26 protein-coding genes are annotated in these 21896 nt (G+C 40.5%); 20 read left to right on the top strand and 6 right to left on the bottom strand.

The window, feature by feature from the left end; genetic code table 11:
* Positions 1 to 199 (top strand): transposase (locus F0342_RS22690; RefSeq protein WP_188048619.1); only part of this gene is annotated, 199 nt, incomplete at its 5' end.
* A 104-nt stretch (positions 200 to 303) separates the two neighbouring features.
* Here F0342_RS22690 and sigK read toward each other — a convergent pair.
* Complete coding sequence (gene sigK, locus F0342_RS22685; protein ID WP_149158054.1) at positions 304 to 1020, bottom strand: RNA polymerase sporulation sigma factor SigK; 717 nt, start codon at positions 1018 to 1020, stop codon at positions 304 to 306.
* A gap of 199 nt (positions 1021 to 1219) precedes the next feature.
* Here sigK and F0342_RS25095 point away from each other — a divergent pair, with 199 nt between their 5' ends.
* Positions 1220 to 1357, top strand: coding sequence for a hypothetical protein (locus F0342_RS25095; RefSeq protein WP_172655779.1), 138 nt, complete (start codon positions 1220 to 1222; stop codon positions 1355 to 1357).
* Positions 1358 to 1427: 70 nt separating this feature from the next.
* Here the strand turns inward: F0342_RS25095 and pssA are convergent, their stop codons facing one another.
* On the bottom strand, positions 1428 to 1967 hold the full coding sequence (gene pssA / locus F0342_RS22680) for a CDP-diacylglycerol--serine O-phosphatidyltransferase (protein ID WP_149158053.1): 540 nt from the start codon (positions 1965 to 1967) through the stop codon (positions 1428 to 1430).
* 227 nt (positions 1968 to 2194) lie between these two features.
* Between pssA and F0342_RS22675 the strand changes: the two genes are divergently transcribed.
* The gene (locus tag F0342_RS22675; RefSeq protein WP_149158052.1) at positions 2195 to 2977 is read left to right on the top strand and encodes a phosphatidylserine decarboxylase; all 783 of its coding nucleotides are present in this window, start codon (positions 2195 to 2197) and stop codon (positions 2975 to 2977) included.
* 120 nt (positions 2978 to 3097) lie between these two features.
* Here the strand turns inward: F0342_RS22675 and sda are convergent, their stop codons facing one another.
* Complete coding sequence (sda, locus tag F0342_RS22670) at positions 3098 to 3238, bottom strand: sporulation histidine kinase inhibitor Sda (RefSeq protein WP_113970654.1); 141 nt, start codon at positions 3236 to 3238, stop codon at positions 3098 to 3100.
* A 440-nt stretch (positions 3239 to 3678) separates the two neighbouring features.
* On the opposite strand from sda, the gene F0342_RS22665 reads away from it, so the two are divergent.
* Genes F0342_RS22665 through F0342_RS22630 form a run of 8 tightly spaced genes read left to right on the top strand, consistent with a single transcriptional unit; the run spans position 3679 to position 8699 of the window.
* Complete coding sequence (locus F0342_RS22665) at positions 3679 to 4221, top strand: YqeG family HAD IIIA-type phosphatase (RefSeq protein WP_395940719.1); 543 nt, start codon at positions 3679 to 3681, stop codon at positions 4219 to 4221.
* On the top strand, positions 4218 to 5318 hold the full coding sequence (gene yqeH / locus F0342_RS22660; protein ID WP_149158051.1) for a ribosome biogenesis GTPase YqeH: 1101 nt from the start codon (positions 4218 to 4220) through the stop codon (positions 5316 to 5318). The genes F0342_RS22665 and yqeH overlap by 4 nt, the downstream gene beginning before the upstream one ends.
* 10 nt (positions 5319 to 5328) lie before the next feature.
* Entirely contained in the window at positions 5329 to 6174 is an 846-nt protein-coding gene (gene aroE, locus F0342_RS22655) for a shikimate dehydrogenase (RefSeq protein WP_262481857.1), read from the top strand.
* Positions 6161 to 6454, top strand: a complete 294-nt coding sequence (gene yhbY / locus F0342_RS22650) for a ribosome assembly RNA-binding protein YhbY (protein WP_113970651.1) — start codon at positions 6161 to 6163, stop codon at positions 6452 to 6454. Before aroE ends, yhbY begins: the two co-directional genes overlap by 14 nt.
* Positions 6455 to 6468: 14 nt before the next feature.
* Positions 6469 to 7035 carry a nicotinate-nucleotide adenylyltransferase gene (locus F0342_RS22645; RefSeq protein WP_149158061.1) on the top strand — a complete coding sequence of 189 codons (567 nt, stop codon included), beginning with the start codon at positions 6469 to 6471 and terminating at the stop codon, positions 7033 to 7035.
* A complete protein-coding gene (yqeK, locus tag F0342_RS22640) occupies positions 7028 to 7594 on the top strand; it encodes a bis(5'-nucleosyl)-tetraphosphatase (symmetrical) YqeK (RefSeq protein WP_149158050.1) in 567 nt (188 codons plus the stop codon). Before F0342_RS22645 ends, yqeK begins: the two co-directional genes overlap by 8 nt.
* A 4-nt stretch (positions 7595 to 7598) precedes the next feature.
* Positions 7599 to 7952 (top strand): ribosome silencing factor, encoded by a 354-nt coding sequence (gene rsfS / locus F0342_RS22635; RefSeq protein WP_044339584.1) that lies wholly within the window; start codon positions 7599 to 7601, stop codon positions 7950 to 7952.
* The gene (locus tag F0342_RS22630; RefSeq protein ID WP_149158049.1) at positions 7953 to 8699 is read left to right on the top strand and encodes a class I SAM-dependent DNA methyltransferase; all 747 of its coding nucleotides are present in this window, start codon (positions 7953 to 7955) and stop codon (positions 8697 to 8699) included. It abuts the gene before it with no gap.
* Positions 8700 to 8810: 111 nt separating this feature from the next.
* On the opposite strand, the gene comER is transcribed toward F0342_RS22630, so the two are convergent.
* Entirely contained in the window at positions 8811 to 9632 is an 822-nt protein-coding gene (comER, locus tag F0342_RS22625) for a late competence protein ComER (protein WP_149158048.1), read from the bottom strand.
* An 80-nt stretch (positions 9633 to 9712) separates the two neighbouring features.
* On the opposite strand from comER, the gene F0342_RS22620 reads away from it, so the two are divergent.
* The 3 genes from F0342_RS22620 to F0342_RS22610 all read left to right on the top strand — a co-directional run bounded on the left by F0342_RS22620 (position 9713) and on the right by F0342_RS22610 (position 13228).
* Positions 9713 to 10324, top strand: coding sequence for a helix-hairpin-helix domain-containing protein (locus F0342_RS22620; RefSeq protein ID WP_149158047.1), 612 nt, complete (start codon positions 9713 to 9715; stop codon positions 10322 to 10324).
* Between the two features lie 80 nt (positions 10325 to 10404).
* Complete coding sequence (locus tag F0342_RS22615; RefSeq protein ID WP_149158046.1) at positions 10405 to 10968, top strand: ComE operon protein 2; 564 nt, start codon at positions 10405 to 10407, stop codon at positions 10966 to 10968.
* Positions 10961 to 13228, top strand: coding sequence for a DNA internalization-related competence protein ComEC/Rec2 (locus tag F0342_RS22610; protein WP_149158045.1), 2268 nt, complete (start codon positions 10961 to 10963; stop codon positions 13226 to 13228). The genes F0342_RS22615 and F0342_RS22610 overlap by 8 nt, the downstream gene beginning before the upstream one ends.
* Before the next feature lie 150 nt (positions 13229 to 13378).
* Here the strand turns inward: F0342_RS22610 and F0342_RS22605 are convergent, their stop codons facing one another.
* Entirely contained in the window at positions 13379 to 13513 is a 135-nt protein-coding gene (locus tag F0342_RS22605) for a YqzM family protein (RefSeq protein WP_113970642.1), read from the bottom strand.
* A 295-nt stretch (positions 13514 to 13808) separates the two neighbouring features.
* Here F0342_RS22605 and holA point away from each other — a divergent pair, with 295 nt between their 5' ends.
* Complete coding sequence (gene holA, locus F0342_RS22600; protein WP_149158044.1) at positions 13809 to 14837, top strand: DNA polymerase III subunit delta; 1029 nt, start codon at positions 13809 to 13811, stop codon at positions 14835 to 14837.
* Between the two features lie 76 nt (positions 14838 to 14913).
* Here holA and rpsT read toward each other — a convergent pair whose 3' ends face one another.
* On the bottom strand, positions 14914 to 15165 hold the full coding sequence (gene rpsT / locus F0342_RS22595; RefSeq protein WP_044339591.1) for a 30S ribosomal protein S20: 252 nt from the start codon (positions 15163 to 15165) through the stop codon (positions 14914 to 14916).
* A 202-nt stretch (positions 15166 to 15367) separates the two neighbouring features.
* On the opposite strand from rpsT, the gene gpr reads away from it, so the two are divergent.
* From gpr to hemW, 5 genes are all read left to right on the top strand, one after another.
* Positions 15368 to 16477 carry a GPR endopeptidase gene (gene gpr, locus F0342_RS22590; protein ID WP_149158043.1) on the top strand — a complete coding sequence of 370 codons (1110 nt, stop codon included), beginning with the start codon at positions 15368 to 15370 and terminating at the stop codon, positions 16475 to 16477.
* Between the two features lie 565 nt (positions 16478 to 17042).
* A complete protein-coding gene (gene spoIIP, locus F0342_RS22585) occupies positions 17043 to 18251 on the top strand; it encodes a stage II sporulation protein P (RefSeq protein ID WP_149158042.1) in 1209 nt (402 codons plus the stop codon).
* A gap of 20 nt (positions 18252 to 18271) precedes the next feature.
* Positions 18272 to 18607 carry a DUF3679 domain-containing protein gene (locus tag F0342_RS22580; protein ID WP_149158041.1) on the top strand — a complete coding sequence of 112 codons (336 nt, stop codon included), beginning with the start codon at positions 18272 to 18274 and terminating at the stop codon, positions 18605 to 18607.
* A gap of 187 nt (positions 18608 to 18794) precedes the next feature.
* Positions 18795 to 20627: a translation elongation factor 4 gene (gene lepA, locus F0342_RS22575; RefSeq protein WP_395940718.1), complete on the top strand. Its 1833-nt coding sequence runs from the start codon at positions 18795 to 18797 to the stop codon at positions 20625 to 20627.
* Between the two features lie 66 nt (positions 20628 to 20693).
* On the top strand, positions 20694 to 21851 hold the full coding sequence (gene hemW, locus F0342_RS22570) for a radical SAM family heme chaperone HemW (protein WP_149158059.1): 1158 nt from the start codon (positions 20694 to 20696) through the stop codon (positions 21849 to 21851).
* Positions 21852 to 21896 lie beyond the last annotated feature (45 nt).

Below are 21896 nucleotides of genomic sequence, written 5' to 3'. Positions count from 1 at the left end.
AGAACTTAATAAAACTCTATATGCGAAACGCAAAGAAACGATCGAACGAGTCTTTGCGGACGCAAAAGAAAAGCATGGCATGCGTTGGACGACCTTAAGGGGTCTTAAAAAAGTTTCAATGCAGGCGATGCTTACGTTTGCTGCCATGAATCTTAAGAAATTGGCAAACTGGACATGGCGAGGACCATGTCCAGCCTAAAAAAAAGAAAAATCTTTTAAAATAACAGAAAACCCCATCTTCGCTTAAATGCAAAGGTGGGGTTTGTCTACGGTCTGAAGCGATCCGAGTCTGGATCGCTTTTTTTATGATTTATTCCGTTTTTCTTTTTCCTCACGATAAAATTCATGAAACATTTTCATGAGTGCCCTTTTCTCGATTCGTGAAACATAGCTTCTTGAGATTCCTAATTCCTTAGCAATTTCCCGTTGTGTTTTCTCCTCTTTCAAGTCTAATCCGAATCGCCCGACGATCACTTCTTTTTCCCTCTCGTCCAGCACACAAATGTATTTTCTTACCTTTTCAAGTTCCATACTTAATTGAATCGTATCGATGACATCATCACTCTCAGACTTTAAGATATCAATTAAGCTGATTTCATTTCCTTCTTTATCTTGACCGATAGGATCGTGAAGAGATACATCTTTTTTCGTCTTCTTTAGTGCACGAAGATGCATAAGAATCTCATTCTCAATACATCTTGCCGCATAGGTGGCAAGCTTTGTGCCTTTTCCTTCTGAATAGCTTTCAATCGCTTTAATCAATCCAATGGTCCCGATGGAAATAAGATCTTCTGGATCTTCGCCTGTGTTTTCAAATTTCTTGACGATGTGAGCAACCAATCGCAGGTTATGTTCAATGAGCATGTTTCGGGCATGCTCATCTCCTTCTGCCATCAGCCTTAAATATTTTCGTTCATCTGCTGAAGATAGAGGTTGAGGGAATGCATTGTTCTTTACGTAAGAAACGAGGAAAATTAACTCTTTAAAGAAATACCCCAGTGCCGTTAGAACTCCAGACATATTCACACCTCCATTAGGACTTAAGCCTATACTCATTCATATGTTACGAAAGAGATGTCCTTGCATGTCCCTGGAAAGTAATCAAAGAAAACGCAAACTTTCTTTCCGGGGGATTCCGGGTAATAAAGTTGGAAACTGCCTATACGCTATATCCCTATAAACATATACTAGTAGTAAAAGTAGGTGAGGAGGTATTGCAATGCCGTATGGATACCCTTGTTATGGACCAGTCTATCCAGGTTATTATGGTGGTGGCGGATTCTACTTCGCTCTAGTCGTTGTATTACTAATCTTACTTTTCCTATTCGGTGGATGGTGGTACTACAATAACTGTTAGTCTGACAAGCATAACAGTTATAACTTGACAGAGCCCTGTTCACAAAGTGAACAGGGCTCTGTCATACCTCTTACATCTTCTTCAATGTAAAAGGGCTTATCATTAATACAGCTAGAGTGATTGTTATACATAAAATCAGCACACCTGAAACAAACGGGATAGCCAGGTAGCACAGGGTCAGTAAACATCCGGCTACTGTGATCGGCAATCCCATAAAGTAGCCGTCGTTTTCTGAAATATTGAAGCGGGCTAATCGAAATGCGCCACACCCTATATAGAATATGGTGAAAAACATCCCCGGAAAGTCATACTGATTAAGAACGGCTATATACAGGAGCAGGGCAGGAGCTATGCCGAATGAAATGATATCACTCATGGAATCCAGCTGTTTCCCTAGCTCTGACTCAATGTGCATTTTCCTCGCAACCATCCCATCGAAGCGGTCTGTTAAGGCAGCGATGAAAATCAATAACAAGCTTAGGTTTAATTGATTATGAAGTATTGAAATAATAGCAAATCCACCTAATGATAAGTTGGACAAAGTAATGAGGTTGGCCGTTTGACTTTTTAGCTTTTTAAATGTTTGATCGACGACTTCGGAGAGAAACAATCATCACTCACTCCCTTTGAAAAAGTTTGTTCACTACTGAACATGTTTTCTGGCTGACATATTCACTTTACGTACGCTTGCAGATACAATTGGAACGGTCATAACAATATATGTTAAATCCCACAGTGAAAAAAGATTCTTATAAATATAGTATATAATAACATTTTATTATATACTTATTAAACTGTTAAAGTTAATCGTTTTTTAGAAATTTGTGAGGGATATTAATGAAGCAATCCATTTATCGTCTGTTTATCGAACTAACAAATAAAAAATGGTCCTCTTATATAATCAGGAAATTTGTACAGTCTCCTTTGAGTCGCCCATTTATTTCATCATTTATCAAAACGTACAAAATAAATGTGGATGAAATAGAAGGCCAAGTTGCTGACTATAAAACGCTACATGATTTCTTTATAAGAAACTTGAAAGAAGATGCAAGGACCGTGAAATATAGTGAGAAACAAGCAGTCAGTCCAGTCGATGGATTATTGGCCGATACCGGCAGCATTTCCGATGACCTTGTAATTGAAGTGAAAGGAAAGCCCTACTCCATTCTTGATATGCTTGGTAGTGAAGGAAAAGCTTCTGATTATAGTGGGGGAGAATTCGCGGTATTTTATTTGAGTCCTGCAAATTATCACCGCATTCACAGCCCGGTGTCAGGCGCGATTCTAAAGCGGTGGTCACTGGGACAGCACTCCTACCCGGTTAATGAACTGGGATTGATGTACGGAAAAGAAGCCCTTTCAAAAAACTTCCGTTCGATTACGGAGCTTCAACATGTAAAGGGCAAAGTGGCTGTCGTAAAAGTAGGGGCCATGTTTGTCAATAGCGTTGATTATGTTCATGAGGGGAAAGAATGGACACAAGGCGAGGAAGTCGCATACTTCAGCTTCGGCTCCACCGTCATTCTCCTTTTTGAAAAAAGTACGTTCCGTTTCTCGCTGAATAAAGAAGTACCTAGAAATGTGACGGTAGGAGAAACGATTGGAGATTTCATTAAATAACGCTGCTTTCTAAAGATTGAAGCGGAAATCAACCACTACTTGCTCAGTCACATAGTTACGAAAACATCCTTATAAAATGGACGGATTTTAAACAAATCCGTCCCATTTCATGTTAGTATTCTACGATGAAGCTTTTATTTTATTAGTAAGAGATCGACGGTGAATTTCCATTTCGATGAGGCGAATGAATTCTGTATTGAGTTTCAACTCCAACGCTTTAAAATAAGAATCAATCAACAGTTCGTCCGATAATTTCCTCATTAATGCCACCTCCAATAATCATCATCTTATTTGTATTTCGAAACATAATGTTAGTACGTTTTTAAGTAGTAATTAAACTTTACCAAATTTGTTTTTTTAGAACAAGCGTTCCGTTATCCACAGTTCACGGTGGATAAGTTGTGACTAACTTGTATATAACTGGTAAATAAGCGATGTTTATGTCTTGTATAATGTGAATAAGGTTATCCACAACCATGAAAGCCTTTGGGAATTTGTCGAAAAATATTTATTCTCTTTGGGAATAAATATGGAATTCCAGGAATATATGTGATTTATTTTGAATCTGCATGGAAAATTGGTTATCATTAATCTGTTATAGGTTAAAGGATACTTATAGAGAGAATCGGTATCCGCAGAAACTATGGACGTGGAGCTATACGACTAAGAAGAAAAGTAAATATTAAAGCATATAAATGATAATGAAATTTGAGGTGCTGCAAGTGATAAAGCAATTTTTACCCGATGAACAGGTTCAAGATATTTTCAGTATCAGACCGGAGTATTTAAAAGAAAAAGGAATTAAAGCGATCATTACAGATTTAGATAATACGTTAGTGGAATGGGACCGTCCCAATGCCACCCCTAAGTTAATCCAGTGGTTTAAAGAAATGCAGGAGCATGGAATCCTTGTGACCATTGTGTCCAATAATAACAAAAACCGGGTGGGAGCATTTGCAGAGCCTTTGGGCGTTCCGTTTATATTCCAGGCTCGTAAGCCAATGGGACGTGCTTTTAAAAGGGCGATTCAGGAAATGGGTGTGAAGAAGGAAGAGTCGGTAGTCATTGGAGACCAGCTTTTAACGGATGTATTAGGCGGAAACCGAAACGGCTTCCATACGATACTGGTTGTTCCTGTTGCACAATCAGATGGGTTCATCACAAAGTTCAATCGTCGTGTAGAACGAAGAATAATGAAGTTTTTCAAGCGTAAAGGCATGCTTGAGTGGGAGGATAAAAAGTGAGTCAAGTTGTATGTATAGGATGTGGCGTTGAAATCCAGACGGAGAATAAGGAAGGAATGGGTTATGCACCTTCTTCAGCTCTTCAAAAAGAAGAGATTATTTGTCAACGTTGCTTTAGATTGAAGCATTATAATGAAGTCCAGGATGTCCCCTTAACGGATGATGACTTCTTGAAAATATTAAATGAACTTGGTGATTCAGAAGGGTTGATTGTCAAGATTGTCGATATATTTGATTTCAATGGGAGCTGGCTGCCTGGATTGCATCGTTTCGTAGGATCTAACCCGATTCTGCTTATTGGTAACAAAGTGGATCTGCTTCCCAAGTCTGTGAAACCTTCCAAGCTGATTCATTGGATGAAACATGAAGCAAGTCAATTAGGATTGAAGCCTATTGATGTTCAGTTAGTGAGTGCCGCAAAAGGTCAGGGAATTACTGATGCGATCGAAGCGATTGAACATTATCGAAATGGAAAAGACGTGTATGTAGTAGGGTGTACAAACGTAGGGAAATCAACGTTTATAAACCGTATTATCAAGCATGTATCAGGTGAACAAGATGTCATTACGACTTCTCATTTCCCTGGCACCACTCTCGATATGATTCAAATTCCACTTGATGACGAAGAGTCACTCATAGATACGCCTGGAATTATTAATCATCATCAGATGGCTCATTTTGTAGATAAACAGGATTTGAAAATCATTACTCCTAAGAAAGAGATCAAGCCGAGAACCTTCCAGTTGAATCCAGAACAAACCCTGTTCTTCGGTGGGTTGGCACGCTTTGATTTCATGGCTGGTGAGCGTCAGGCATTTACCTGTTATTTCTCAAATGAGCTATCCATTCATCGCACAAAGATTGAGAAAGCCGATGAGCTCTATAAGAATCATGCAGGAGAACTGTTGCAGCCACCAAGAAAAGATGATATGGAAACATTTCCTCCACTTGTGAGGCATGAATTTAGAATTAAAGAAGCAAAAACGGATATCGTCTTCTCAGGTTTAGGATGGATTACAGTGAATGACAGAGGGGCAACCATTGCTGCCCATGTTCCTAAAGGCGTTAGTGTTTTCTTGAGAAAATCATTAATCTAGGAGGGATTCTGTGGCTCTATATGGTGTTATAGGAGATCCGATTGCTCACTCTATGTCTCCCGAGATGCATAATGCCGCGTTTCAAGAATGTGGTATGGATTCTGCTTACGTGAAATTTCACGTGAAAAAAGAGCAGCTTTCCCAAGCCATAAATGGAATAAAAGCGTTAGGGATTAAAGGAGTGAATGTGACAGTTCCCCATAAAGAACAAGTCATGCAACTTTTAGATGAAATTGATCCATTGGCCGAGGCAATCGGGGCAGTGAATACGATTGTCAATGAAAATGGCAAGCTGATCGGTTATAATACAGACGGTCTTGGGTTTGTAGAAGGCTTGAAAAATATAGCAGAGGAACAACTTAAAGATAAATCGATGCTGATTATCGGAGCCGGTGGTGCTGCGAAAGCCATTTATTATTCCCTTGCTTCTCTTGGAGTGAAGAGAATCGATGTGAGCAACCGTACGGCACTAAGAGCTGAAAAGATGTTTGAAGCTTGTCCTTTCGATTTGAACTCGGGATTTCTATCTCTAGAGGCTGCTGAAAACACATTGAACCAATATGATGTGATCATTCATACAACATCTATAGGAATGTTTCCTTATATAGAAGTCAGTCCATTAACGATCAAAGAGTTAAAAGAGGGATGCATCGTTAGTGACATTATCTATAATCCTTTGGAAACAGCATTATTGAAGCAAGCGAAACAGAAAGGTGCCCGTACTCAAAATGGTCTTGATATGTTTGTGTACCAGGGAGCCCTTTCATTTGAAAAGTGGACGGGAATCTTTCCACCATATTCGATTATGAAAAACACCGTTTTACAACAACTAGGAGGTCAACATGTTAACAGGTAAACAAAAAAGATATTTACGTTCTGAAGCACATCATTTAAATCCGGTTTTCCAAGTAGGAAAAGGCGGAGTCAATGAAAACATGATCAAAACAATCGGAGAAGCGATTGAAGTAAGAGAATTGATGAAAATCAGTATTCTTCAAAACTGTGATATGGATAAGTCTGAGATTGCTGACGAGTTATCCAAAGGAGTAGGGGCGGAAATTGTCCAAATCATTGGAAATACAATTGTCCTTTACAAGGAATCGAAAGAAAACAAGCAATTAATCCTACCACGATAAGGATTGATAAAATGATGAAAAAGGTTGGACTCTTGGGGGGGACATTCAATCCTCCTCATATGGGCCATTTGGTTATTGCGGAACAAGTTTTAGAGAAGGCGAATTTGGATGAAATACGATTTCTACCCAATCACGTTCCTCCTCATAAACAGGCGGATGAAAGTGTTTCAGCTGAACAGCGTCTCTTCATGCTGCAAAAAGCGATTAAGAGTAACCCTCACTTTTCCATTGAACGGATTGAACTTGAAAGAGAGGGTGCCTCATACACTTACGACACCATCAAGCTATTAACCGAGAGGGAAGAGAACACAGTTTTTTCTTTTATAATAGGCGGGGATATGATCGAATATCTCCCGAGGTGGTACCGGATAGAGGAACTTCAGAAAATGGTCAGGTTCATTGGTGTCAATCGTCCTTCCTATTCACATGACACTTCGTTTAATGTTCAATTGATTGAAGTAACATCCATTGATATTTCTTCTTCCTACATTCGCAACACAGTGAAACTGGGGCAATCGGTACGCTATTTAGTCCCTGACGATGTGTATCGATTCATAAAGGAGGAGAAATTGTATGAATAGGGAAAATGCCTTGGAAATCGTGAAAGAACATTTAACGGAACATCGCTATATACACACTTGTGGAGTCATGGAAACAAGCATAGAGCTTGCAAAGCAATATGGAGCCGATGAGAAAAAGGCAGAAATAGCGGCGATTTTCCATGATTATGCGAAGTTCCGGGATAAGCAGGAAATGCAAACAATCATTGTAGAAGAGAAGCTGGCTCAGGATCTTTTGTTGTACAATAGCGAGCTTTGGCATGCACCGGTAGGAGCGTTACTTGTAGAGCGTGAAGTTGGTATACAGGATGAAGATATTTTAAATGCCATCCGATACCACACTTCGGGTAAAGAAGAGATGACCATCCTGGACAAAGTGATCTATTTAGCTGATTACATCGAACCGAATCGACAATTTCCCGGGGTGGAAGAAGTGAGGGAACTCGCAAAAGAGTCATTAGACCAAGGGTTGTTGAAGGCACTTCAAAATACGATGACCTTTCTTATGAAAAAAAATCAAGCGATCTACCCAGATACATTTCGCTTTTATAACGGATTAATTTTAAACAAGAGGAGATGAAGGAATGGAACAAAATTTAGTAGAATTAGCGTTTAATGCCGCTGATGATAAACGTGCTGAAGATATTGTTGTATTAGATATGAAAGGTGTTTCTTTAATTGCGGATTATTTTCTGATCTGTCACGGGAACTCAGACAAGCAGGTGCAGGCCATTGCCCGGGAATTAAAGGACAGAGCAGAAGAAAACGGCTATACAGTCAAACGGTTGGAAGGATTTGATCAAGCACGCTGGATCTTAGTTGACTTAGGTGATGTCGTCGCTCACGTGTTTCATAAAGAGGAAAGAGGCTACTATAATCTAGAGCGTTTATGGGGAGATGCATCCTTCGTCGAAGTTGGACAAGGTGAGAGTCACTAAATGAGTTATGAACGTTTTGCTTATGTGTACGATTATTTAATGCAGGACGTCCCATACGACGGCTGGTTGGAGTTTGTCAATAAACAAGCTAAAGCCTATTCTCTCCAAGGGGAAAGCGTCCTTGACATCGCTTGTGGCACCGGGGAATTATCGCTGCGCCTTGTCCGGGACGGCTACAATGTGACAGGAGTCGATCTCTCTCAGGATATGCTGATGGTAGCTCAGGAAAAGGCTTTAGAAATGAACGTAAAGCTTAATCTGTTTCAACAGGATATGTCAAAGCTTGATTCCCTTGGGGAGTATGACCTTATCACGATTTTTTGTGATTCCCTGAATTACCTGGAAAACGAAAGAGACGTGGAAAATACATTCAAAAGTGTATATGCTCATCTTAAGCATGATGGCTTATTCCTATTTGATGTACATTCCATTTATAAAATGACGCAAATATTTATAAACCAGACGTTTACCCTTACGGATGAACATGTCTCGTACATTTGGGATTGCTTCCCTGGAGAAGTTCCGAATAGTGTAGAGCATGAACTAACTTTTTTCGTGAAAGATGAGGAAACGAATCAGTACAATCGAGTAGAAGAACTTCACAAACAGCGCACATACCCCATTCTGACTATAAAAGAATGGTTGAAGGGTGCAGGGTTCGAAGTGTTGAACATCTCTGCAGACTTCACACAAGAAGCCCCTACAGACCATAGCGAAAGAATTTTCTTTACGTGTAAGAAGAAATGATAAAAAAGCCGAATCGTCTCTGAAAAGAGAATGATACGGCTTTTTATAAAAAGATTTTATAAAAAAGAAGGAATAAATCAATCCGTGTCGAAATATAAAAAAGGAGCCTGACTAGACTCCAAATTGTGATTTCGTTCCTTCAATATCATCCACGAACTTTTCCTGTGTGGCTTCAAATAATTTCTCGAAAACTTCTCCCATCTCTCTTTCCATTACGGAAATTCCTATTCCAGTCACTCCTCCCTTTACACAAACTTTTTCTTGAAGTGTCGGTAATGTATAGATATTTTTCTTCAATAAGTCCCCAAGACCAACAAGCATTTCGGATGCTAAGACAGTGGCTGTTTCCCTATCAATTTCTGTCACTTCTGCAGCAGCGTTAATAAACCTTTGTGTAACATAACTGAAAAAAGCAGGTCCGCAGCTGACAATGTCTGAAGCAACTCGCGTAACATTTTCATCAATGACTACCGGTGTGGAGATATGCTCAGCCAATCTCATTAATTCCTGTCTCCATTTATCTGAACAATGACTTCCATACGTTAAAAGTGACACTCCGCTTAATGCACGATTTGTAATACTTGGAATGAATCGGGCACAGGAACTGGTAAGGATCGATTCTAATTGTTCCACGCTTACTGGACTGGTTATTGAAACTACGCATTTATCACGGGTAAAACTTTTTTTATTCTCCTTAATCACATCATAAACATCATGAGGTTTCACACATATGAAGATTAAGTCAGATGAATTGATCACTTCTTCTTTTGAATGGCTTACATTCACTTTACTCCATTTTTCTTTTATATCCTCGGCTTTTTTTAATGACCGATTCGTAATATGAAGATGTAAAGGAGAAATCGCCTTTGATTCAATGAGAGCTTCAATAATGATTTTCCCCATGTTTCCTGTTCCAATAATACCCACTTTCATGTGCAGCCCTCCTTCTATCACACTCTCTCCTAAAACTTATGAATTCCTTTCAATGAATATTCCACCAGAGGTGATTTCCTGTGCAATCCCTAATTGAAAAATACAGAACGGTTCTTGTGATTCTTGTGATTTGTGCCATTGTCCTGATTGCATATATATTAAAAAATGCTTCCGCCGCTCCAGTTAAAGAGGCTACTTTTACAGCCGCTCCAGCTAAAATAGAAAAGGAGCCTGAAGAATTGAAAATAGTCGAAAAAGTATTTGTAGACGTAAAGGGGGAGGTTGTTAAACCTGGATTATATGAAGTCAGGCAGGGAGACAGGTTGAAGTTTGTGATCGATAGAGCCGGTGGTTTCACCGCAGAAGCAGATAAGAAAGTGATCAATTTAGCGGTAAAGGTATCAGACGAAATGATGATTTATGTCCCTAAAATCGGAGAAATAGAAACGCCCCAACAGATTATGGCACCTTCAATGCCGGGGAACGATTCAGAAAAGGGTAGAATCAACATTAATACAGCCACTAAACAGGAATTCGAAACGCTGCCCGGAATTGGTCCTGCGAAAGCTTCAACCTTTATCCAATATCGCGAAGAACATGGGCAGTTTGAGACTATAGAAGAAATTCAAAACATCTCTGGAGTCGGTGAAAAAACTTTTGAGAAATTAAAAGAATATATTTATGTCCAATGAATTGACGAAACATAGGAAGTCTTTATACACTTAAACAAGCAAATGAAAATGCACCTAAAAACATAGAAGGGGGAATGGTGATGGAAAGAATCGCTTGGCATCAATATTTTATGGCCCAAAGTCAGCTTCTTGCCCTGCGCAGCACGTGTACAAGACTGGCGGTGGGGGCAACCATCGTTCGTGAAAAACGAATCATTGCAGGAGGCTATAACGGCTCCATTGCAGGAGGGGATCATTGTATAGACGAAGGGTGCTATGTAATTGACAATCACTGTGTGAGGACCATTCATGCCGAAATGAATGCCCTGCTGCAATGTTCCAAGTTTGGGGTCGGAACGGAGAATGCGGAGATATATGTTACTCACTTCCCCTGTCTTCAATGCTGTAAGGCTCTTATCCAGGCAGGAATCAAAACGGTTTATTATGCAAAAGATTATAAAAATCATCCTTATGCCATTGAACTTTTCCAAAAGGCAAACGTCCATGTAGAGAAAGTGCCCTTTCAAGAGAGCAGCATCGACGTAAAACACAAAGAAAAAGCCTCCTTAATGCTTAAATTAATCGAAGACTTGAGAATTCAAGGTGCTGAAGACGAGAAGCTTGCTTACTATGAACAAGAATACATAAAGCTATTTAATGAATAAAGGAATATACCTTTACCCCGCGATTTCAGTACTTTCAGGAACTTTACTGGCACTTCAATTCCATTGGGGTGCTGTCGTTCTTGCTCTGCTCCTTCTATCCCTTTTCCTCAGAAAAATGACCTACACCATCCTTTTTCTCTGCCTTCTATTTCTCTTTATTTCCTTTCTCAACACCACTTTACAAGAAAAGGGACAGAAAACCGTTCTGTCATCAGAATCTGAACCGATCGACTCACAAATCGTGATCAATGACATTCCAACCATCGATGGGAATTCCTTTGTTGCCCTCGCTCAAATAAAGAAAGAGAAGGTTCTCATGCGTTACTATTTCTCTTCAGAGGAAGAAAAACGAAAATTCCAACAAGTGAAACCCGGTTTTGTTTGTGAAGGGAAGGGGCAGCTTACAGAACCCAAACCGAATAAAAATCCCAACTTGTTTCATTATAAAAATTATTTAGCTCATCGAGGTGTTTATTGGATACTCGACGTACAAGCAATAGGGGGATGCGTGAATCAGAGCAAATGGAAACATGCCCTCATACATCTAAGGTTTGATGGATTGAAAAAAATCGAAAGAGAATTTCCTTCCTCATCAGTAGGAGTGACACAAGCGCTTCTGTTTGGAGAAACAGGGATGATCGCAGACGACACGATGAAGGCATTCAGAGAGCTGGGTGTCGTTCATTTATTGGCGATTTCTGGCCTGCACGTTGGTTTGATTTTTGCGATTCTTCACTATTGTCTATTGAGGATCGGCGTCGCAAAAGAATCGGTGACATGGATAGGGATTGTTTTTCTCCTATGTTATATCGTACTGACGGGCGCATCTCCTTCCGTGATGAGGGCATCTTCCATGCTGATCGTAATTCTGCTCAGTAGAAAAGTGGCAAGCAAGTTAAGAATAATCGACAGTTTGTGCATTGTATTTGTGATGTTGGTTTTGTATGATCCATATTCTGTATTCAATGTTGGATTTCAGCTGTCATTTATGGTGAGTTTTTCTCTTGTAGTATCTTCAGCAGTTATTCTAAATACTTCTTCATCCATTGCACAGTTGGTGAAAGTAACACTTATTGCCCAGCTATCTTCTTTACCTATCATCATCTATCATTTCTATGAATTTTCTTTGATGGGCTTTCTCACGAATCTTCTTTATGTACCCCTTTTCTCAGTCATTGTTCTTCCTTTAACTATCATCGTCTATTTTCTAACAGTTGACTGGTTGATTCTGTTCCATAAATATCTATTGGATGGAATTCAATGGGTATCTGCCTTTATCGCTTCTTTTCCATTAAACACAATCGTGATGGGAAAGCCTCCATTTCTGTTGTTGATTGGTTACCTAATCGTTATTTATCTTATGTTTGTTTTGTTTGAAAAGAGGAAATATATGCTTCCCGGGCTTATTTTGCTTTTCTATGGAGCCTTTCACATGCTGCTAAACACTTATGATTCTCATGGAGAGATTGTATTTATGGATGTTGGGCAAGGTGATGCTACATTGATCAAACTACCGTACAATCGGGGAACCTATCTTATCGATACAGGTGGGGAAGTGCAGTTTCCGAAAGAAGAATGGGAAGAGAGAAAGAATCACTTTTCTGTAGGGGAAGACATCGTCGTTCCTTTTTTGAAAAGCAAAGGTATCACGTCCATTGACACCTTGATCTTAACACACGGAGATCTCGATCATATTGGGGGAACAGAAGCGGTCCTTGGGGAACTAAAAGTGAAGGAAGTCTTGATTAGCCCTAACAGCGAAGAGAAAGGCGAAATGAAGAAAATAATGGAAATTGCCCGACAAAAGAGAATTCCGGTTAAAGAAGCCCGGTATCCATACAGTTGGGCTGGCGATAAGGATGGACTGCATATTGTTTCGCCACAAGATGAAGAGTATGAAGGAAATAATGATTCCCTTGTGTTATATGGAGAAATCGGGTCATTGAAATGGTTATTTACAGGAGATTTAGAAGAGCAAGGGGAGGAAGAGTTCATCCAAACCTTTGATCTGCCAATTGATGTGTTAAAAGTAGGTCATCATGGGAGTAATACGAGTACAACCGAGGAGTTCCTCGTTGAAACGAATCCGTCTGTGGCGGTGATCTCAGCGGGTGAATCCAATCGCTTTGGCCATCCTCATCCTGAGGTATTGGAACGATTGAAGAGAAGAGGAATAACTATATATAGCACGGGAGAGAATGGGGCGATCACCTATCGTTTTTGGGATAAAAAAGGAACGTTTTCAGCCCAACTGCCATAGGATATATTACAAAACAAATGAAGCGCTAATGAAAAAAGGGGCAGACCTATCAGAAAGAGTCAGGTGCCTTCAAGCCATCTGTATGATACACCAGTACCATATATGGAAATTGAAGAAACCGGAATCTTTAAGGTCTGCCTCCAATATTCATTATGAGCCGATGAACTTAATAACAGTTGCAATAACGAACATTGTAGCAAAGAATCCAAAAGATACAATAAACCCAACGCCTGAATCTACTGCATCATTTCTTTTTGATTGTACATTCTTTTCAAATTGGTTCACAACTACCCCTCCTATTTCTATTCTAGTATAGAACATCGCTACTGAAAAATCTATACTTCACTTTACTTTTTCCTTTACTGACAAGAGTTGTCACCTATAAGTTCCCCGAGCTCAGGTGACACTAATCATTACAAAGGAAATACCGCTTAACGGAAAAGGTTCCTAGGTCTTCTCCGTTAACGTTAATATAGATATAGGGGGTGTCCCATATGACGGATGTCCCCTTTACCCCTTGCCAAAACCAAAAAGCTTTTTTACCATAGAGTAGAGAAAAGACTTAATGGAGAGTGCTGACTTGGTTATTGATATTTGGAAAAAAATAGAGAAATCTCAATTCGGATCTATTTATTTAGTTTACGGAAATGAGTCATTTATTATTAATGAAACGAAACAAAGAATTGTCTCAAATGCCCTTTCAGAAGAAGAAATGGATTTTAATTTTTCCAGTTATGATCTGGAGGAAACTCCTGTGGAAGTGGCAATAGAAGATGCAGAAACCTTTCCATTTATGGGGGAGAAAAGGGTGGTCATTCTACAAAACCCTGTTTTTTTGACAGCTGAAAAAACAAAAGAGAAGGTAGAGCACAACATTAAACGACTGGAACAATACATACAATCCCCTGCTCCTTATACGATTTTGGTCATTACAGCGAATTACGAAAAACTGGACGAGCGTAAGAAAATTACAAAGTCCCTGAAGAAACTGGCTGAAGTGGTAGAGGCCAAAAAGCTGAACGAGCATGATTTAAAATCCTGGGTAAGAGAACGTTCTGCCTCTAATAGTGTTCAGATAGATGAAGATGCGATTGAACTATTACTGACCCTCGCTGGAACAAACCTAATGATGCTCACACAAGAGTTGGACAAACTTTCTTTATACGCAAGCGATACAAACAGAATCGACGTGGAAGTGGTGGAACGATTAACAGCCCGGTCACTGGAACAAAATATTTTCACTTTAGTGGACAAGGTCGTTCACAGAAGAATCGATGAGGCATTGAGAATATATTACGATCTTCTCAAACAAAACGAAGAACCGTTGAAGATTCTATCGATCCTGGCAGGACAATTCAGACTGATATATGGAACGAAGGAATTATCGCGAAGAGGATACGGGCAGCAAAAAATTGCTTCCTACCTAAAAGTACACCCTTTCAGAGTGAAAATTGCAGCAGGACAGGCAAAGCACTTCAACGATAAACAACTCGCCCATATCATCGAATTGCTATCTCAAGGAGATTACGAAATCAAAACTGGAAAAATCAAAAAAGAACTGATGATTGAAATGTTTCTGTTTAAACTACATGATCAGAGTTTTACGTGATTTTTGAGTCATGACGATGAATAATAATGTAGAAAAGAAAAACCACCTGGCCATAGGGCGAGGTGGTTTTTTTCAATTAGTTCGCTTTTTTCATAAGGCGAGACTTTTGACGATCCGCAGCGTTTTTGTGGATAAGACCTTTTTGAGCTGCTTTGTCTAATTGACGAACCGCTTCTGTTGCTAATTCTTTAGCGTTATCTGCGCTGTTAGCAGCTGCAGCTTCTGCTTTCTTGATAGCAGTACGCATTGTAGATTTCACAGCAGCGTTTTGAGCGTTGCGCTCGTTGCTAGTTTTTACACGTTTGATAGCTGATTTGATATTTGGCATTCCTGTCACCTCCTATAAAAGGATCGAGATTCTATGTGACTCGATTTAAATTCCTAAACAATAAGAACAAATGATATTTTATCAAACGAACAGTGATATTGCAATACTATGTATTGAAATTAAACGAGTGAATGAACCCATACGAAAAAGGTAAACATAAAAAAATAGTAGATAACATCCCAAGCCTGGAGGTAGAGTCGAAATGAAAAAAGAAGAAATCGATTATAGTAAATATTCCATTCGTACCGATCTTGCTGTTGAAGCAAGAGAAATGGTCGTCAGTGATAAAGCGGAGGATACGTCATCCATCCAAGGAGTCATGATTAAAGAGAAAGAAGAGGATGGGGTAAAAGTTTCCCTTGTCACCGTTACACCTGAAGGAGAAGAGAAAATCGGTAAAAAACCTGGTAATTACTTAACCATCGAGGCCCATGGAATTCGCCAGGAAGATGCAGAACTGCAACAAAGAGTTGAAAAAGTATTTGCCAATGAATTTAATCAATTTTTAATTAATAATAAAATCAGTAAAAATGCAAGCTGCTTAATTGTTGGACTCGGTAACTGGAATGTAACCCCGGATTCATTAGGGCCCCGCGTATGTGAAGATATCATTGTGACGAGACATCTTTTTGAACTGCAGCCGGAATCAGTGGAGGAGGGCTATCGACCGGTCAGTGCCCTTGTACCTGGTGTGATGGGGCTGACGGGCATTGAAACGAGCGATATCATTTTCGGTGTAGTGGAGAAATCCAAACCCGACTTCATCATCGCCATCGATGCCCTCGCCTCCCGATCCATTGAGCGTGTCAATTCAACCATCCAGATTTCGGATACAGGCATACATCCAGGGTCAGGTGTAGGAAACAAGCGAAAAGGGTTGGACCAGGAAACGTTAGGGGTTCCGGTTATTGCCATCGGCGTTCCGACCGTACTCGATGCTGTCACAATCGTAAGTGATACAGTCGACTTTCTACTAAAGCATTTTGGGAAAGAAATGAGAGAAGGGGACCGTCCATCCAGATCCCTTGCCCCTGCAGGATTAAGCTTTGGTGAGAGAAGGAAATTAACAGAAGAAGATCTTCCGGAAGAACAACATCGTCAAACCTTCATGGGAATTGTCGGAACACTCGAGGATCAGGAAAAACGAAAATTGATTCATGAAGTATTGGCTCCCATCGGACATAATCTGATGGTCACACCAAAAGAAGTGGACGTGTTCATGGAAGATATGGCCAACCTCATCGCAAGCGGATTGAATGCTGCACTGCATGATGCGGTTGATCAGGAGAATGCGGGTTATCAGACGAGATAGATTGCATATGAAAGTAGCGCCTTAGGGGTAGGTAATGACCCTTGAGGCGTTCTTTGATGAATTAGGAATAGAGTGATCGGATCTTGAGGGAAATTGTAAGCTCTCGAATCTCCTGGTTCCGGAATCAGTGTGCTCTAAAGTTTAGAATGATTAGAAATGATCGTTTCGCTGATATATTTGAAATTTCGCTGATAAAATCAGTATTTCGCTAATAAAATGAAAAATTCGCTGATATCCAAAAAGATGACAGGATTTTTCTATAAAAATTGGAATTTATTTTCCGCTTAAACCGAAAATATTAGAATAAAGGCTGATTTTCACCTAAAAGGGGGTATTCCCCCGCCTCAAAAATTGTGATTCTCCCTCAAAAAAGAAATTCCCTACCCATCTTACTTCACTCCAGCTATCGATTCCCAACCCCATCTACTCCAGACCACACTAAAAATAATAGATTCCCCCGTTTAAGTTTCCACCAATAACCTCATAATGACTACTAAATATAGTTCTACTATCTCTAGTAATGACATACGTTGTACTAGAGTAGATTAAAGGAAAGGGTGGGAGAATGAGGTCGTATAAAGCGCCTAATTATGTAGTAGCGATTAATATGTCAACGATACTGAAAGGGATGTTGATCTTCGTGGCAGGCTTGCTCTCGATTTTTTCGATATCGGGCATCCTCACTTCCTTGAACCCAGAGTATAGATTTACATCGAATTCATTGAATCAAGCGGCTTCCAATGTGAAGGGTGATGCATTATATAAGATCTTGGCATTAGAAAACCGGTCTTTTAATCAAATTTTGACTGAAGAAGAGCAGGCTTTACCGAATTTGTCATCCCTACTTTTTCAGGTGGCTACCAATGTGAGCTTTGAAGATCCCCGAAGTTTCCTGGGGAGAGAGCTTCCGGGATTCTCGATTTTCGATGGGGATATCCTCGTGGCCGGGGATGGGACGGATTTTACGAATATGCCGATTGAATCGGTCCCGCCTCCTGATGCACTTGAGGCAGGAAATGAAGCGCCACTCAAGAATGTAGAGAATCTTAAAGACACGGATCAAAAGAGTGGGGACGCGGCCCCACCATTATCAACCGGAAATAATAAGACGGTTCATCTTTACTTCACCCATACCCGTGAATCCTATCTGCCTTACTTGGAGGGGGTGACCAATCCGGATTCAGCCATGCACTCAGAAGTCAATGTCACCAAGGTGGGAGACATGGTGAAGAAGAACTTAGAGGACCTAGGTATTGGAACGAGCATTGATAAAACCGATGTGATTCAGACCTTAAACAAAAAAGGATTGGATTATTGGGCTGCTTACCAGGAGTCGAGACCTTTAGTGCAGGCTGCCATGACAAGTAATAAAGACTTGCTGTATCTCGTTGACATCCATCGTGATTCTCAAAGAAGGGCTGTCACGACGGGGACGATCAATGGAAAATCTTATGCCAAGCTCGCATTTGTCGTTGGGGAAGAGCATCCGAATTACGAGCAGAATTTAAAGGTGGCAACAGAGCTTCATAAATTATTGGAGGCGAAATATAAAGGTATTTCACGTGGAGTGATTGCTAAAAAGGGAAGCGGGACCAACGGGAAGTTCAACCAGGATCTCTCAAGCAATGCCATGTTACTGGAGTTTGGCGGAGTCGATAATACGTTCGAAGAATTGGAACGTTCTGCACAGGCTTTCGCTGAAGTATTCGCTGAATATTATTGGCAGGCTGAAAAGGTGAATCATATACCTGTCACTCCTGCTTCAAGTCAGTAATAAAAAGGATGAATGAACCAATGATAAAATTCTTCTTTAAATGTGCATTACTTATATCTGCATTATTTATCGGGGTACTGATCGGGATGCAGTATGCGAATCAGGGCATCGTGGAAATGAAGGGACATGAACAACAAAACTTCACTTCACCGGTGGGAGTGAGTCAGGACCGGGAAGGAAACGTGGAAGCGTCTTTCCTTGGGAATGAAGTAGAATCGGAAACGTTAAGCGAAAAGAAAGAGAAATTAGAGGACATGAAGGCCTTTAATGCGTTTTCCTCGATCGGAAAGGCGCTGGCGAATATAATTGAAAGTATCACCAATGAAATAGTGAACTTTATTGCTTCGTTAATATAAGGGAGGGCTATCGGAAATGTTCCAGCCTTCTCTTTTTTTTGAGGCTTTGTCTCTAAGAACTTAATTGATTTCCTTTGAAAATGGACAATTCCCGTATAGCCCTTTAGTTTACATTGAATAATATATAGTCTACTGCTATAATTCAAAATAGTGTACATGTGTGGAAATAACAGGAGTTGAACGTATAATGAACCGTGAAGAGAAATTAGAAAGACAATCGAGAATTAGAAACTTTTCAATCATTGCTCATATAGATCATGGGAAATCTACCCTTGCCGATCGTATTTTGGAGAAAACGAAAGCACTGACGGCGCGTGAAATGAAAGAGCAATTACTGGATTCAATGGATCTTGAGAGAGAACGTGGAATCACAATCAAATTAAATTCTGTGCAATTAAAGTATCAAGCAAAGGATGGAGAAGAATATATCTTTCATCTGATTGATACACCAGGGCACGTAGACTTTACATACGAAGTATCTCGTAGTTTAGCTGCTTGTGAAGGAGCCGTCCTTGTTGTGGATGCAGCTCAAGGGATTGAAGCGCAAACATTGGCAAACGTGTATCTTGCCTTGGATAATGACCTGGAAATCCTGCCGGTCATCAACAAAATCGACCTTCCTGCAGCAGATCCTGAAAGGGTTCGACAGGAAGTGGAAGATGTCATCGGTCTGGATGCATCGGAAGCAGTCTTGGCATCAGCCAAAGCAGGGATCGGGATTGAAGAGATCCTCGAGCAGGTGGTTGAAAAAGTACCCGCCCCACAGGGAGATCCAGATGCCCCACTAAAAGCCCTAATCTTTGACTCTTTATATGACGCATATAGAGGAGTCGTTGCCTACATCCGTGTGATGGAAGGAAGTGTCAAAGTCGGAGATAAAGTCCGTATGATGGCGACCGGGAAAGAGTTTGAAGTAACAGAGATCGGTGTCTTCACTCCGAAACCGACGGGACAAAAAGAATTAACGGTCGGGGATGTTGGGTACTTAACAGCAGCGATCAAGAATGTTGGCGACACCCGGGTGGGGGATACCATCACTCTTGCGAAAAAACCTGCTGAAAAAGCATTACCAGGATACCGCCGCTTAAACCCGATGGTATATTGCGGTTTATATCCAATCGATTCAAATCGATACAATGATCTTAGGGAAGCACTTGAGAAACTTGAATTGAATGACTCGGCACTTCAATATGAGCCTGAAACATCTCAAGCGTTAGGATTCGGGTTCCGTTGTGGATTCCTGGGACTACTTCATATGGAGATCATTCAGGAACGCATTGAGCGCGAATTCAAAATCGACCTTATTACGACTGCACCAAGTGTTATCTATCATGTCAAATTGACAGATGGTCAAGAAGTGAAAGTGGATAACCCGTCCATGATGCCTGATCCGCAAAAAGTGGATCATGTAGAAGAGCCTTATGTTAAAGCAACGATCATGGTTCCGAATGACTACGTTGGTGCCGTAATGGAGCTTTGCCAAGGAAAACGCGGGAACTTTATCGACATGCAGTATATGGATGATACACGAGTGAACATCGTCTATGAAATCCCGCTTGCTGAAATCGTGTATGACTTCTTCGATCAATTGAAATCAAATACGAAAGGGTACGCTTCATTTGATTATGAACTGATCGGATACAAGGAATCCAAACTTGTGAAGATGGATATCCTGTTGAACGCTGAAAATGTCGATGCCCTTAGCTTTATCGTTCATCGTGACTTCGCTTATGAACGCGGGAAGTTGATTGTTGAAAAATTGAAGGAATTAATTCCGAGACAACAATTCGAAGTACCCGTCCAGGCAGCGATCGGACAGAAGATTGTCGCAAGATCGACCATTAAAGCCATTCGGAAGAACGTTCTGGCAAAATGTTACGGTGGAGATATTTCACGTAAACGTAAACTTCTTGATAAACAAAAAGAAGGTAAAAAACGTATGAAGTCCGTTGGTAATGTAGAAGTTCCGCAAGAAGCATTCATGGCAGTCCTGAAAATGGACGATACGGATAAAAAATAATTGGTCTTGATGATAAAGGGGGAAAGTGGCTTGTACCAAACAAGCACTGCTTACCCCCTTTTCTCTATGACTGCCCCAAAAGGAGGGATATACTTGGTAAAATCAGCTTATATTCATATACCTTTCTGTGAACATATCTGTCACTATTGTGATTTCAATAAAGTCTTTTTAGAAGGACAGCCTGTAAATGAATATTTAATCAGCCTGGGCAATGAAATGAAGCAAAGAGTCATGTCACCTGACAAGCTTGATACGATTTTTGTCGGTGGCGGCACTCCGACGTCATTGAATGCGAGCCAGCTCGATATATTATGCGAATCGATCAACACTCACCTGCCCTTTGATCAGGGGGAATTCACATTTGAAGCAAACCCCGGCGATTTGACGGAAGACAAACTTCGAGTGTTAAAGGACCACGGTGTGAATCGATTGAGTTTTGGTGTTCAGTCATTCAATGATGAGCGCCTAAAAGGAATCGGACGGACACATAGAAGCGAAGATGTGTATACGTCTGTGGAAACGGCTCAAAAAGTAGGATTCTCGAATATCAGCATTGATCTGATTTACAGCCTGCCTAAGCAAACAGAGGAAGATTTTCAAGATACATTGAAGAAAGCACTTGACCTTGATCTTCCTCATTACTCAGCTTATTCACTCATCGTAGAGCCGAAAACGGTCTTCTACAACCTGATGAGGAAAGGGAAGCTGTCATTGCCTTCTCAAGATCAGGAAGCGGCTATGTACGAGATTCTGATCGAAACGATGGAGAAATACGGGATCAATCAATATGAAATCAGTAATTTTGCTAAACGGGGATTCGAAAGCAAACATAATCTCGTTTATTGGGACAATAATGAATATTATGGTTTAGGAGCCGGTGCTCACGGATATATAAACGGAGTACGTTATTCCAATTACGGTCCCTTGAAGAAATATATGGACCCGATTGCAGAAGGTTCCCTGCCTACCATTCAGAAACACGAGGTAACGAAAGCAGAAAGCATGGAAGAAGAAATGTTCCTCGGATTACGTAAAGTAGAGGGAGTGAGTAAATCCATATTCCAACAAAAATTTAATTGCAGCGTGGAGTCCGTCTTTGGTACCTCCATCGCGGAAATGGAGAAGCGAGGACTGCTTTTAGTAGATGAGGAGCGTGTGGCACTTACGAAACAGGGGCGCTTTCTAGGAAACGAGGTATTTCAATCTTTCCTAGGTGTAATCTAATGGCTGAATTCTAAAGGTGTATGGTGTTTATATTAATCCATATCA

The sequence above is a fragment of the Bacillus sp. CH30_1T genome, from assembly GCF_008364765.1.
Classification (GTDB): domain Bacteria; phylum Bacillota; class Bacilli; order Bacillales; family Bacillaceae_B; genus Rossellomorea.
This window is presented reverse-complemented; position numbering and strand designations above follow the sequence as displayed.